The sequence below is a fragment of the Pseudoflavonifractor sp. An184 genome (assembly GCF_002160305.1).
Lineage (GTDB): Bacteria > Bacillota > Clostridia > Oscillospirales > Oscillospiraceae > Lawsonibacter > Lawsonibacter pullicola.
The window spans coordinates 33,122-46,315 of sequence record NZ_NFKI01000006.1 but is presented as its reverse complement, the minus strand read 5'-3'; the positions used below and the strand labels follow the sequence as shown (position 1 = coordinate 46,315).

At 50.7% G+C, this 13,194-nt stretch carries 11 protein-coding genes; 5 read left to right on the top strand and 6 right to left on the bottom strand.

What is annotated here, in order from left to right:
• Positions 1 to 9 precede the first annotated feature (9 nt).
• Genes B5F19_RS03880 through B5F19_RS03875 form a run of 3 tightly spaced genes read right to left on the bottom strand, consistent with a single transcriptional unit; the run spans position 10 to position 2,901 of the window.
• On the bottom strand, positions 10 to 1,965 hold the full coding sequence (locus tag B5F19_RS03880; protein WP_087288194.1) for a site-specific DNA-methyltransferase: 1,956 nt from the start codon (positions 1,963 to 1,965) through the stop codon (positions 10 to 12).
• On the bottom strand, positions 1,952 to 2,770 hold the full coding sequence (locus B5F19_RS17035) for a hypothetical protein (protein WP_087397831.1): 819 nt from the start codon (positions 2,768 to 2,770) through the stop codon (positions 1,952 to 1,954). Before B5F19_RS17035 ends, B5F19_RS03880 begins: the two co-directional genes overlap by 14 nt.
• A 2-nt stretch (positions 2,771 to 2,772) precedes the next feature.
• Positions 2,773 to 2,901 (bottom strand): DUF4391 domain-containing protein, encoded by a 129-nt coding sequence (locus B5F19_RS03875; RefSeq protein WP_087288191.1) that lies wholly within the window; start codon positions 2,899 to 2,901, stop codon positions 2,773 to 2,775.
• A 303-nt stretch (positions 2,902 to 3,204) separates the two neighbouring features.
• Between B5F19_RS03875 and B5F19_RS03870 the strand changes: the two genes are divergently transcribed.
• Both B5F19_RS03870 and B5F19_RS03865 read left to right on the top strand, forming a co-directional pair.
• Positions 3,205 to 3,501: a type II toxin-antitoxin system RelB/DinJ family antitoxin gene (locus B5F19_RS03870; protein ID WP_087288189.1), complete on the top strand. Its 297-nt coding sequence runs from the start codon at positions 3,205 to 3,207 to the stop codon at positions 3,499 to 3,501.
• Positions 3,502 to 3,503: 2 nt separating this feature from the next.
• Entirely contained in the window at positions 3,504 to 3,839 is a 336-nt protein-coding gene (locus B5F19_RS03865) for a type II toxin-antitoxin system RelE/ParE family toxin (protein ID WP_087288187.1), read from the top strand.
• Between the two features lie 570 nt (positions 3,840 to 4,409).
• Here the strand turns inward: B5F19_RS03865 and B5F19_RS03860 are convergent.
• Positions 4,410 to 4,997 carry a hypothetical protein gene (locus B5F19_RS03860; RefSeq protein WP_140394150.1) on the bottom strand — a complete coding sequence of 196 codons (588 nt, stop codon included), beginning with the start codon at positions 4,995 to 4,997 and terminating at the stop codon, positions 4,410 to 4,412.
• A gap of 334 nt (positions 4,998 to 5,331) precedes the next feature.
• Here B5F19_RS03860 and B5F19_RS03855 point away from each other — a divergent pair, with 334 nt between their 5' ends.
• Together B5F19_RS03855 and B5F19_RS03850 are read left to right on the top strand one after the other, a co-directional pair.
• The gene (locus tag B5F19_RS03855; protein ID WP_087288183.1) at positions 5,332 to 7,335 is read left to right on the top strand and encodes a DUF262 domain-containing protein; all 2,004 of its coding nucleotides are present in this window, start codon (positions 5,332 to 5,334) and stop codon (positions 7,333 to 7,335) included.
• Between the two features lie 598 nt (positions 7,336 to 7,933).
• Entirely contained in the window at positions 7,934 to 8,575 is a 642-nt protein-coding gene (locus tag B5F19_RS03850) for an undecaprenyl diphosphate synthase family protein (RefSeq protein ID WP_087288181.1), read from the top strand.
• Between the two features lie 22 nt (positions 8,576 to 8,597).
• Here the strand turns inward: B5F19_RS03850 and B5F19_RS03845 are convergent, their stop codons facing one another.
• Complete coding sequence (locus B5F19_RS03845) at positions 8,598 to 9,920, bottom strand: glycosyltransferase (RefSeq protein WP_242972687.1); 1,323 nt, start codon at positions 9,918 to 9,920, stop codon at positions 8,598 to 8,600.
• A 197-nt stretch (positions 9,921 to 10,117) separates the two neighbouring features.
• Complete coding sequence (gene fba, locus B5F19_RS03840) at positions 10,118 to 11,086, bottom strand: class II fructose-1,6-bisphosphate aldolase (RefSeq protein WP_087288177.1); 969 nt, start codon at positions 11,084 to 11,086, stop codon at positions 10,118 to 10,120.
• A 145-nt stretch (positions 11,087 to 11,231) separates the two neighbouring features.
• Here fba and B5F19_RS03835 point away from each other — a divergent pair, with 145 nt between their 5' ends.
• A complete protein-coding gene (locus B5F19_RS03835; protein ID WP_087288175.1) occupies positions 11,232 to 12,473 on the top strand; it encodes a 6-phosphofructokinase in 1,242 nt (413 codons plus the stop codon).
• Positions 12,474 to 13,194 lie beyond the last annotated feature (721 nt).

The window sequence follows — 13,194 nt, the reverse complement described above, 5'->3', positions numbered from 1 at the left end:
TTTCTTTCCTCACACTGTCGTAAACGCGTCCTCTTCCAGGCCGGCGCGTTTGAGAATCTCCTTGATGTTGACCTTGGCGCTGTCGCTTTCAAAGCCGTTGTCTTTGAACACGACCCGCCAGACCTCGGAGGACTCCTCCTGGCGGAGCGCCGCCATGCCTTCGGCCACTTCGGCGGTGATGTGGTCGTCCAGGCAGATCATCAGGGCGCCCATGCCGATGTCGTACACATTCCGGCTGGCGATGATGTGGGTCTCCAGGGGCCAGGTGAGCTCCATGCCCATTTTCAGCATGATCTCATAGACCACATCCAGCTCGCTGCGGCCCTCCACATAGTTGCTGATGCTGTCAAAGAGGGTGGTCTCCAGGTCGTCATAGTCCGGCTGCCACTGTTTCAGGTTGGAGCTGTCCAGTTTGAACACCTTAAAGCCGATGTCCGGGACTTTCCTGGGTTCCTCGTCAATTTTTAACTGGGCGTTCTGCTCCTCGACCTCCGCCTTGATCTTCTCTCCGGCCCGGCGGATGCGTTCCTTGCCGATCTCACAGATGTTTTCAAAGCCTGCATTGGCTGCCTCGGTGCCATCCGCACAGGGTTCCGGTAGCTGCACCATGATGAATTTGCGATTACCACCGTCCTCAGCATTGATCTGCATGACTGCGTGAGCAGTGGTGGATGAACCGGAGAAAAAATCGAGTATAATATCATTCCCATTTGTAGCCAATGTAAGTGGCCGCATTATTGTTCCAAGTGGTTTTGGCCTCGGAAAAACCTCTTTATCAAATTTCAAATCAATAAACTGCTCTGTACCTCTTTCACTATTCACATCTTTAAAAGTCCATGCAGTAGTAGGTTTAACACGCAAATCGTCTGTGAGATAGTCTTTTTCTACAATCGTCCATCTATTTTTAATCTGCATATAATTGGGAAGCAGTACACTTTTTCTCTCAAGCGCAGTTTCTAATCCCACACGCCATCGGCCTTCTGTTCCATCATCTTTCATTGGAGCAATCTTTATATAGCCTTCCGGAATGGTACTTTCATAAGTTGGATAGAAATCGCCTGTTTTTTCACAATACATAAAATAATAGAACATATTAGGTCTATCAGAGCGCTTATCACTATCTCCGGTCTTGCGTAAATCAATGTGTCTATAGCGCCTTCCGTCATCGTCAATTTTATTGTATCGTTTTATCACATTTTCCTCAGGGGCAAATCCTATCAGCGACGCCTCTCTCTTTTGATAAACCATAATATATTCAAAAGCGGTCGCAAAGTTTTTCTCGTCCGAGCGTCCCTTTGGATTGTTAATATTAGCAATACACGCAAGGAAGTTCATCTCACCAAAAACTTCATTGCACAGCTTCTTCAAATTATTGACCTCATGCTCATCAATGCTGATAAAAATCGTCCCATTTTCCTTAAGTAAATTACGGGCTAACCGCAAGCGAGGGTACATCATGTTAAGCCAGTCAGTGTGGTAGCGTCCATTGGATTCTGTATTTGTTCCCGTATTTCTACCTTCATCATCCACCTGGCTGGTAATGCGCTTGTAATTCTCAACGCTGTCAACGAAGTCATCTGGATAGATAAAGTCACCGCCGGTGTTGTAGGGCGGATCGATATAGATCATCTTGATCTTCCCATGGTAACTCTTCTGCAGCAGTTTGAGCACTTCCAGATTGTCGCCCTCAATGTAGAGGTTCTGGGTGTCGTCCCAGTTTTTGCTCTCTGCCTCACAGGGGCGCAGGGTGCCGGTAGTGGGGGCCTGCGCCAGCCGCAGGGCCTTTCCCTTGCCGTTCCAGGTGAAGTTGTAGCGCTCCTTTTCGTCGTCCACATACTCTCCCAGCACCTGCTTGAGCTTGTCAAAGTCGATCTTTCCCTCCTCAAACACATCCGGGAAGATCTGCCGCAGCTGCTCTATATTCTCCGCCGCCAAATCCGGCGTTTTGCCGTCAAGTTTTGTCATCTGTGGTGGCCTCCTTGCAATATTCTGAAAGTACTTGTTCTCCAAGGCTTCTGAGTTTTCCGTTATAAATTATAAAACTTATATGAAATTGGACTCGATAGTTCTGGGGGTTATAACACTCAAAAGCAAGATTGATTTGAACCTTGTTCTTATCTATCCCCATAAAATTGTGGGATGAAGCAATAAATGAAACACTAATTTTTTTCGTTTCCTCCGACGCCATACCATTTTGTGCTTCAAATACAGGCATAAACCTTTGGAAATCAGTTCCTCCTATCGTATGGAGCGTAGCTTTCACAATTTTAAGCCCATAGATCTGGAAATTTGAAATATTTTTTAGCCCAAATGTAATATACCCTATTTCATGCCCGCCAATAGCACTATTCTGTAGTTCAAAGCCAATATCAGCTCCGTGTAAAAAACCAATATCCCATTTTTGATCTTCAATTTTGTATCTTAAATCTGTAGTATTTAAGACGCTGAAAACAGGGAGTTGTGCCCTGTGTTGCTCTTCTATCAATTTCAAGTTTAGCTGCGTGGCTCGATTATTCTGTATAATTGATACAACACCTAAAGCGATTGTTCCTATAGCTGCTAATGATGCGCCATAGAATCCAAGCGCCTCTCCGACAGATAAACTTGTATTTATCAAGATACGGCAATTATCACCTATAAAATATAAGATCCAGATAAGTAATGGAATCAAAATAAAAGTGATTGTAACGCACCAGAAGCCCCATTTATATGGCGCTCGTCTTATATGCTGTGTAATACTTTCACATAGCTCCTTTAATTTCTCATTCATTTTTATTTACCCGAGTTCTCCAATTTCTTGATCTTCATATTCAGCTCCACTTTCCGGCTGAACTGGGTCTCCTTTTTCAGCTCCACCCGCAGGGCTGCGATCTCCTTCTCCACCCGCTCCCACTGGGCCAGGAGCTACCGGGCCTCGCCGCCGGTCAACTTGTCTCTGAGACCTTCGTGAAACAGATCTTTTTTCTTACAACAGAACTTTTCGCTGCAAAACTTCCTGATTTTATCATAGTATAACATAACATCCGCAATGAATCTACCAAAGGATTTTTGAATTTCATTTTATTTCCAGACGGACACATCCGGTTAGCTGCTCTCCCTAATTGAAACCATTCCAGTCACCACTGGCTCCGTACTCACAGAATAAAATGTATTGCAAAACGCCACACAAGATAGTATAATCATGACAGAAAGGCGGTGTTTCCTATGGCGGGCAAAACGGCCAATGTAACGGCGCGGGTTCAACCGGAGATCAAGCAGAAAGCGGAGGCAATTCTGGATCAGTTGGGTATTCCGGTGTCTGTGCTGATCGATTCCCTTTATCGACAAATTATCATGACGAACAGTATCCCCTATTCCTTCCGGATCCCTACGCTCCCGACGCGGGACGGACTGTCGGAGGAACAATTTGACCAGATGATGGAGAAGGGACTGAAACAGGCTAAGGTAGGCCAGGGGATGGATCTGGACGCCGCGTTTGCCCGTATCAGTAAGAGTATCTGAGGATGGAGTATCAAGTCAAACTGACCGACTACGCAGTGGAACAGCTGCAGGAAATCGTCAGCTATATCTCTAACGTGCTGCAGTCTCCAGAGACTGCCCGCCGATGGCTGGAAAGAGTCAAGTTGGAAATCTCTTCCCTGCGCACGATGCCAAATCGCTACCCTCTGACGCCGGAAGAACCGTGGCGTTCCGAGGGAATCCATAAAATGCCGGTGGAAAACTTTCTGGTGTATTATTGCATCAATGAAAGTCAGAGAATCGTATGGGTCACCGTTGTTGTCTATGGCCGAAGGGACCAACTCCAAGCGCTTCGGAATATGCCGAAGGATCAAGGTTAACCGCGGCTGCACTTATTCTTTGTTTACAGCCCCCCAATTCCTGAGCCGTGGACAGCGTAGAAATAACTTGTTTCATCCTTCCATCCGAGTTATAATACAGGCAGCCGGAAGCAAAAAAGCGCTCCCCCCTCCTTGTCGGTGAAAAACACCGGCAGGGGCTGGGGGCGCGTTTCTGACCACAGGACATACCACACACCGCTTCGGAACACATGGAAACCGGGTGGTCAAAGAGGTCTGAAGATGAATTGGATTGGAGCAAAAAGGGTTAAAAACCACATAAAATACCCAGAAAAAGTTTGAAATCGGCCTTCGGGTCCAAGAGGCCCCGGGTTCGAATCCCGGCACTCCGACCAAAAAAGTGCTGTTTTTGCAAGAAAACAGCACTTTTTCTTTACTTCTTACTTTGAAAAGTATCATCAAAAACTGTCGCCTTTGATCTGACCACAGAAATACCACAGACGGATTTTTACTTTGACCACAGGAAGGGCCGCCCTTTTTTAAGGGGGCCCTTCTTCTTGTTTACAGCGGCGCAGAATTTGAGGGGGTACTTTTACATCTGGTTTTGACTTTTCATGATGCCTGGACTTTCCCCTCCCTAATCTCTGACCGAATTTCGTCGTAATATTTCTGTACGGTAGACCGGTCAATGTTCAGCTCTCTGGCGATCCTGGACTTGCTGGTTACACCGGGATTCTCCCGCAGGTAGGCGGCAATGGCTTTCTTCTTGGGGCTTACCCCGTCTGGGTACTCCGTGCTGGCCCCCGAGCGCAGGGCGGCGATCTCCGCCTTCATTTCTAGGATCAGCGCTTTCAGTTTCTCCTCACACTCCTCCTCCGTACGGCCATAGACATTCCGGGAGTGCTTTTTCCCGTCCGGCCACACCGGGGAGTATCTCCCCTCCCAGAGGTGGTCGTTGAGCTGCTTGACATATCCGGTTCCCGGCCTGCGGCGGACTGGGAAAACAGGGGTGAATGGTTCTTGTGCATGGGACTTCTCCGTCTCCTGTTCCGGCTCTGGCTGCGCCTCCGCCTTTGCGATGCCTCGGTCAATGTTCACCGCCGCTTTCTGCCACATCTCGTCGGTGATGTGGGTGTAGGTATTCAGTGTCGTGGCCGACGACACATGGCTGATGATCGTTGAGAGCGTTTTCACATCCATCCCATTCTCCAGGGACATGGTTGCAAATGAAAAACCTCCTTTGTCGTGAAATGGAAAAAGCCAGCCTCACGGCTGGCCGGTGGGGTTATCTCCTCCCTTCGGATTTTTCTATATGAAAACGCCACCTGTAAGTCTCATTGGAGGCGAATATCTAACAGGATATACATAGTAAAATCTCAAACTCTCGCCTATGGTATGCTACAACCCATGACTCTCCGAATTCTTCCAAAAGCTTTGCACATTTCCATAAAATCATATATAATTGATTTTGACAAAATACTATGCGCTATAACATTTTTCGCCTTGGAGTGTTGTACCATAAGGAGGGAAGAGTATGAACGATCAGCTGATGACACTCTCAAAAATATTTACGGATAGAATCTTTAGAATTCCTGACTATCAGAGAGGCTTTGCATGGACAGAAAAAGAAGTCGGAGAATTTTGGAATGATTTAATGCGGCTTGACGGACAAAACAATCACTACGTTGGTGTGTTAACTTTAGAACCCGTTTCAGAAAAGATTTATTGCAATTGGATAGATGACGTTTGGCTCATTGAGTCTAAAAAATACTCTCCATATTATATTGTCGATGGACAGCAGAGACTAACAACATCCATACTGCTTATAAAATCTATAATCAACATCATGGAAAAAAGAGGGATTTCCCAATTAAATTATACGGGAATATCAGAGATACGAAAGAGATTTATTTCGGAAAGTAAAGATGAAAACAAATCTTGCACCTATCTTTTTGGATATGAATTAAACAATCCAAGCTATAATTATCTTGTTAATCAAATTTATAGCAACAATAAAAACGAGTTACCTGATATACAAAAAACAACGTATACTCTTAATTTGATGAATGCTGTATCGTATTTTGAAACACAGCTAGAAAAGATGGATGAAAAAGAAATTGAGAAAGTATATAAAAAGATTACTCAACAATTCCTTTTTAACACATATGAAATCTCGTCTGATATTGATGTATATGTTACTTTTGAAACCATGAACAACCGTGGAAAACCCTTGTCACACCTGGAATTGCTAAAGAATCGTCTCATATATCTATCGACATTGTTTGATGTTTCTCCAGATATAAAAGCTCGACTTCGTAGAGATATTAATGAGTGTTGGAAAGATATATATCATATATTGGGGCAAGACAAGAATAATTATCTCCCGGATGATGAGTTCTTAGATGCTCATTTCCATCTTTATTTTTGTGATCAAATAAGTGAAATATATAAGAATTATCGTCGTAAAAGCTCTGTTTTCTACGGCCCTGGTATTGCATTATACAATTATTTGCTTGAGGAATACTTTGTTGTTAATAAAATCCCATCAGGTACTCTTACAACAGAAAATGTAATGGAGTATATTGAAAGCTTAAAAAATTGTATAAAAATATGGCACATCATCAATTACCCAGCAGATTCATCTTACAATGAAGAAATTGTGGAATATATAACCAAAATTCACTATCTGTTAATGCCCAGAAAAGCGAACATAACTCGTCGTTTTAGTGCAATGCAGGTTGATAGTCATAAAGTTCTTTTATTATCTTGTTTGCAACATTGTAGGGATGATGGCGTACTGTTAAAGTTTTTGAAATCGTTTGAAAAATTTTTGTTTTTGGTTATTTTTATTCCCTTTGAATGCCTCGATGGGAACTATAATATGATTAATTTAGAGGTTGTGGATATTCTAAAGAAATTAAATCGAGGTGATATGGTAGTATCAGGGGTAAAAGAAAAAATTGATAAGTTAGTCAACGCCCTTATAGCTGACGAAAATATTAATAGGAATATTATTCTTTATTATAGTAAAACCGGGTTTTATGAGGGAAATTTTTTGAGGTATTTCTTATGCGAGTATGAAATTAGCCTACAAAATATGTCTAAATCTCATATTAGCAAGTTAGATCGGGATGTATATTTTGGGAAAGGCTATGATTCCATTGAGCATATTTATCCACAACGCGCACGTCAACAATATTGGGTAGATGCTTTCAAACCATATAGTCAAAAGCAAAAACACGCCCTTAGAAGCTCACTTGGAAATTTTGTAGCAGTTTCAACTATAAAAAATAGTCGTTTAGCAAATTTACCTTTTCCTGACAAAAGAGATGGCAAAGGAAATCATATAGGATACCGCTATGGAACATATGCAGAAATTGAATTAACGGAATTTGAGAATTGGGGCGCTGACGAAATTTTAAAACGTGGTTTAAAACTTGTGAATTTTTTACAGAATAGATGGGGATACAAAATCGGAAATACGAAACATGATAAAATACGATTTTTAGGTCTGAACTTTCTAGATAAGTCTAAATGATTCGGTTTGCAAAGCACGTTTTGTAATAATTAAAGTGTATTTAAATAAACAAAGTAATAGAAAGGCGGTTGCCGATATTATTCCTGTGGAGTTTACGCATAATTGGGGATAAAACCTCTTGCTGACGGCTTGCAAACCATTGATATGACTGGATTTTTCCAAGTCCTATAATTACACTCTGACCAGTTATGAGAAAACCGTTGAGCCTGAAAGGTCTCAGCGGTTTTTCTTTTTTTGACCCGCTCCATGCGCCCTCATTTTGCACGCTTGGTTTTTTCTAAAAAAATGACGAACCAGGAGTGCAGAGAACGGTACCATCGCAGAACACTTTGAATCTTTCCTATTGAGCAGACAGGCCGGGGGTGTGACGGCAAAAACTTTAACTACCTATCGCCAGTATCTCAGCGCAATTTCAAAATTCCTTGATACTCAAATGGAGCTAGGCGACCTGACAAAATTGGTTCTGGACAAAATGATCGTGGATATGAGGAACAGCGAACTCTCCCACAACTCCATCAACAGATACTTTATTAGATCTAAAGGGCTCTGCATAATTCTGGGGACAAAAGAAAATCCTAGCAGGCAGGAAGGTGATACGATGCGGATTCCAAAGCACATCGGAATTATCCCGGACGGAAACCGGCGCTGGGCCAGGCGGGCCGGGCTGCCCAAGCAGGACGGCTACGCACACGGCCTGGAGCCGGGGCTGGAGCTGCTGCGGCTGGCCAGAGACGCGGGAGTCCAGGAGCTCACGTTTTATGGATTTACCACCGACAACTGCGGGCGGCCCCCGGAGCAGGTCCAAGCCTTCTCCCGGGCGTGCGTCCAGGCGGTGGAGCAGATCGCGTCGGAGCCGGTCTCTCTCCTGGTGACCGGCAACCGGGACGCGCCCGCGTTTCCCCAGGCACTGCTCCCCTACACAACCCGGCGGGATTTGAACGGCGGGGGCACTCGGGTCAATTTCCTGGTCAACTACGGCTGGGAGTGGGATCTGGCCTGCCTGAACAACCCCGGCATCCGCCGCGGAGCCATCTGCGCCCAGCTCAACTCCCGGGATATCTCCCGGGTGGATCTGGTGATCCGCTGGGGTGGGATGCGGCGTCTGTCCGGCTTTCTGCCGGTGCAGTCGGTCTACGCGGATTTCTTCGTTGTGGACCGGCTCTGGCCCGATTTTCAGCCGGAGGATTTCTTTCAGGCCCTTCAATGGTACCAAAAGCAGGATGTGACCCTGGGCGGATAGCCGCCAGCTCTCTCGGCGCTTCTTATTGCAGGACCCGCCGCATGTTTTCCTGGATCTTTCCGGACAGGTCGGAGTACCGCTCCAGCTCCTCCCGGCTGAAACCGGCGAAGCGGGCCTGGTCGTAGTCCTCCAGCCCCTGGGCAATGTCATCCAGAATGGGCTGGGCGGCTGGGAGCAGGGAGACCCGCAGCCGCTTCCCCTTTCCGGAGTCGTCCTCCCCCTCCACGCTCCCTTCCGCCTGAATCAGGCCCCGGAGCGCCAGCTTCTGGAGCGGCAGGATCAGGCCCACCCGGTTCACACCGGCAAAGTCGGCCAGTTCCTTCCGGCTGTTCATCTCTCCCGCGCACCAGAGGCACAGCAGCACCCGCACCTCCACTCCGGTGAGATCGTGCTTTTGGGCCGCCGGCTCCAGGTAGTGCTCCAGCAGCTTCCGGCTCCGGTAGGCGTCGGCTGCCGCCCCCTGGGCGGACACTGCCCGGGCGCAGACGGTGGGCCGCTCGTCCCCCAGCTTCTTCAGGCTGGGCAGCAGGCTCTCGTCCCCCGCCGCGTCCACCAGAAAGCGGTACACCTTCAGCCGGTTTTTCTCATAGTCCCTCTCGTCCAGCACATGCTTGTAGAAGTCGTTGTAGTATTCAAACACCCTCAGCTTCATGCGGATGATGTTGGGCAGGTTCATGCTCTGGGACACCAGGGACCCCTTGGTTTTCACATAATAATAGATGGGGGCGCGGAGGGCGGCAAAGGTCTCGCCGTGGAGAATGTACTCCAGATTGAACAGGAAATCCTCACACCAGCGCAGGTCCTCGTTCATACGGAGACGGTACTCCTCCACGATTTTCCGGCGGAAGAGCTTATTCCACAGCACCCCATAGTAGTAGTCGGCGGGGTTTTCCATCATATAGGCGGCAAAGGTCTCCCGGGACATGACCCCCTCCTCGTCGATCTCCCCCTTGTGGGAGACCCGCTCCCCGGACACCCGGTAAAAATCCGCAATCACCAGGTCGCACTGGGTCTCCTGGGCGGTGCGGACCAGCAGCCGGGTGGCGTCCGGGCTGAGCCAGTCGTCGCTGTCCAAAAACTGAAGGTATTCCCCCAGCGCCTGATCCAGCGCATCGTTGCGGGCGGCGGAGACTCCGGCGTTGGCCTTGTGGATCACGCGGACCCGCGGGTCCTTCCGGGCGTACTCGTCACAGATGGTCCCGGAGTCGTCCTGGCTGCCGTCGTCCACCAAAAACAGCTCAAAATCGGTGTACTCCTGCTTCAGCACGCTGTCCACACAGCGGCGGAGAGTTTTAGACGCGTTGTAGACAGGGACGATGATGCTCACCATAGGGGTTTTCGACAAGGGAAAGCGCCTCCTTACAGAACAAATCATGGAAATATCATGGGGATCAAAACCGCCCGCCCCGGCAGGACGGACAGTAAAATTGTAGCATGATTTTTCCCCCATGGCAAGGCGGCGCGGTTTTAGGTCCGTTTGCGGCATTTTCAGGCAAAAAAGGAGCGCCCATGGGCGCTCCTTTGAAGTAACAGCGGATGAAATTATGCCTTGCCGTCGCAGCCCAGCACGTCCACGATCTTGTGGGCGACCAGCTCCTTGATGGCGGCCCGGGCGGGCTTGAGGTACTCGCGGGGGTCGAACTTGTCGGGGTGCTCGTTGAAGAACTGACGGATGGTGCCGGTCATGGCCAGACGCAGGTCGGAGTCGATGTTGATCTTACACACCGCGCTCCGGGCGGCCTGACGCAGCTGCTCCTCGGGGATACCCACGGCGTCGGGCATCTTGCCGCCGTTCTCGTTGATCATCTTCACGAAGTTCTGAGGCACGGAGGAGGAGCCGTGGAGCACGATGGGGAACCCGGGCAGGCGCTTGGTGACCTCCTCCAGGATGTCGAAGCGCAGGGGAGGCGGAACCAGCTCGCCCTTCTCATTGCGGGTGCACTGCTCAGCGGTGAACTTGTAGGCGCCGTGGCTGGTGCCGATGGCGATGGCCAGGGAGTCGCAGCCGGTCTTGGATACGAACTCCTCCACCTCCTCGGGGTGGGTGTAGTGGGACTCCTCGGCGGAGACCTTCACGTCGTCCTCGATGCCGGCCAGAGCGCCCAGCTCGGCCTCTACCACCACGCCGTGGTCGTGGGCGTACTCCACGACCTTCTTGGTGATCTCGATGTTCTCCTGGAAGGGCTTGGAGGAGGCGTCGATCATAACGGAGGTGAAGCCGCCGTCGATGCAGGACTTGCAGGTCTCAAAGTCGGGGCCGTGGTCCAGATGCAGCACGATGGGGATGTTGGGGCACTCGATGGCGGCGGCCTCCACCAGCTTCACCAGGTAGGTGTGGTTGGCGTAGGCGCGGGCGCCCTTGGACACCTGAAGGATCAGGGGAGCATTCAGGTCCCGGGCGGCCTCGGTGATGCCCTGGACGATCTCCATATTGTTGACGTTGAAGGCGCCGATGGCGTAGCCGCCGTCATAGGCCTTCTTGAACATTTCGGTGGAGGTAACTAATGGCATAGTGACCATCTCCTTGTAAGTTTTTTACGTCTCATATTGTACCATTGTGGATTGAAAAATACAAGGGTACGTGGTATGATTTGTAAGAGAAATTTAGGTAAAACTAGTTTTGGGTATCTCAACAACACTTTAGGAGGAACTAAACATGGAAAAACTCACCGGCGCATGTATCATTGGCCAGTCCGGCGGCCCTACCGCCGTCATTAACGCCAGCGCTCAGGGCGTCATCCAGACCGCTTTGAAGGCGGACTGCATCACCCGGGTGCTGGGCGCCGCCCACGGCATCAAGGGCGTTCTGGAGGACAAGCTGTACGACATGTCCCAGGAGGACCCCGCGGAGCTGGACCTGCTCCAGTACACCCCCTCCTCCGCCCTGGGTTCCTGCCGCTATAAGCTGGCCGACCCCGATGTGGACGATACCGATTATAAGCGCATTCTGGAGATTTTTGAGAAGTACAATGTGCGCTACTTCTTCTACAACGGCGGCAACGACTCCATGGACACCTGCAACAAGATCTCCAAGTATATGCAGAAGGTGGGCTATGAGTGCCGCATCATGGGCGTGCCCAAGACCATCGACAACGACCTGAACGGCACCGACCACTGCCCCGGCTTCGCCTCCGCCGCCAAGTATATCGCCACCTCCTGCGCCGAGGTGTGGCAGGACGCCCACGTGTACGACACCGGCATGATTACCATTATCGAGATCATGGGCCGCCACGCCGGCTGGCTGGCCGGTTCCGCCGCCCTGGCCTCCCTCACCGGCTGCGGCCCCGACCTGGTGTATCTGCCCGAGACCGACTTCGACATGGACAAGTTCCTCGCCGACGTGAAGGCCGTCTATGAGAAGACCGGCAAGTGCATGGTGGCCGTGTCCGAGGGTATCCACTACGCCGACGGCACCTTCGTGTCCGAGGCCAAGACCTCCGCCACCGACGGCTTCGGCCACGCCCAGCTGGGCGGCCTGGCCGCTCACCTGGCCGATACCGTGAAGCAGGCCACCGGCGCCAAGGTCCGCGGCATCGAGCTCTCCCTGCTCCAGCGCTGCGGCGCTCATCTGGCCTCCAAGACCGATGTGAAGGAGGCCTGGCAGGCCGGCGCCGCCGCCGTCAACGCCGCCGTGGAGGGCGTCACCGACAAAATGGTGGCCTTCAAGTGCACCCGCGAGGGCGGCTACACCTGCGAGACCTCCCTGGAGCCCCTGGACATCGTGGCCAACTTCGAGAAGAAGGTCCCCCGCGAGTGGATCAACGAGGCCGGAAACGGCGTGAAGCAGGAGTTCATCGACTACGTCCTGCCCCTCATCCAGGGTGAGACCGACGCTCCCAAGGAGAACGGCCTGCCCCGGTTCGCTCACCTGAAGAAGGTTCTCACCACCGAGATGTAATCATTTCCTCATATTGTGAAAGACGGAGCGCTGCGGCGCTCCGTCTTTTTGTTTTATTTTTCAGGGGATTTTGCCCCTGCCTCGTCTTTTCGCATCTCCGCCGCCCTTGTTTCGTTCGCAGGGGAGTTTCGCCGCCTGCGGGCGGCGAGTTACTTTGCCCATGGCGGCAAAGTAACCAAAACGCCACCGGGGACGGCTCCGATGAGCACTTCGTGCTCATAGTCGCCTTTCCCCGGACCCCATTACGGGGGACGCGTACTTGACAGTCTCAGGAGAATTTCCGGCGCGCAAAATCTGAGTGACCTCCGCGATTCCTCCCGGGCCACTGGGCCCTGGGGTTGCAAAAATTGCTGCTGGTGTGGTTCTACATCTGCGCCTGGCTTTGCCGAGCAGGTGTTTGCTGGTCCGTGATCGGCGGGCCGGCCAGTGTCCGGCCCCTACGAAAGGACAGGACGCTTCCGCATCCGCCGTAGGGGCGGGTGTCCTCACCCGCCCGCTCTGGAGGGATTCTCCCTTTGTAGGGCGCGGCCTCCTGGACGCGCCGTTCTGAATCGCCGCATAGAAACGCCGTAGGGGAGACCCTTGCGGTCGCCCACTGTGGGAAAACCGTTCCACCCGTAGGGGCGGCACACCTGGGCCGCCCGCCCGATTTTGGGACCGCTCTCCCCTATTCGTAGGGGCGGCTATCAGCCGCCCGAAAGCCTTCCCCTTTAGGGGAAGG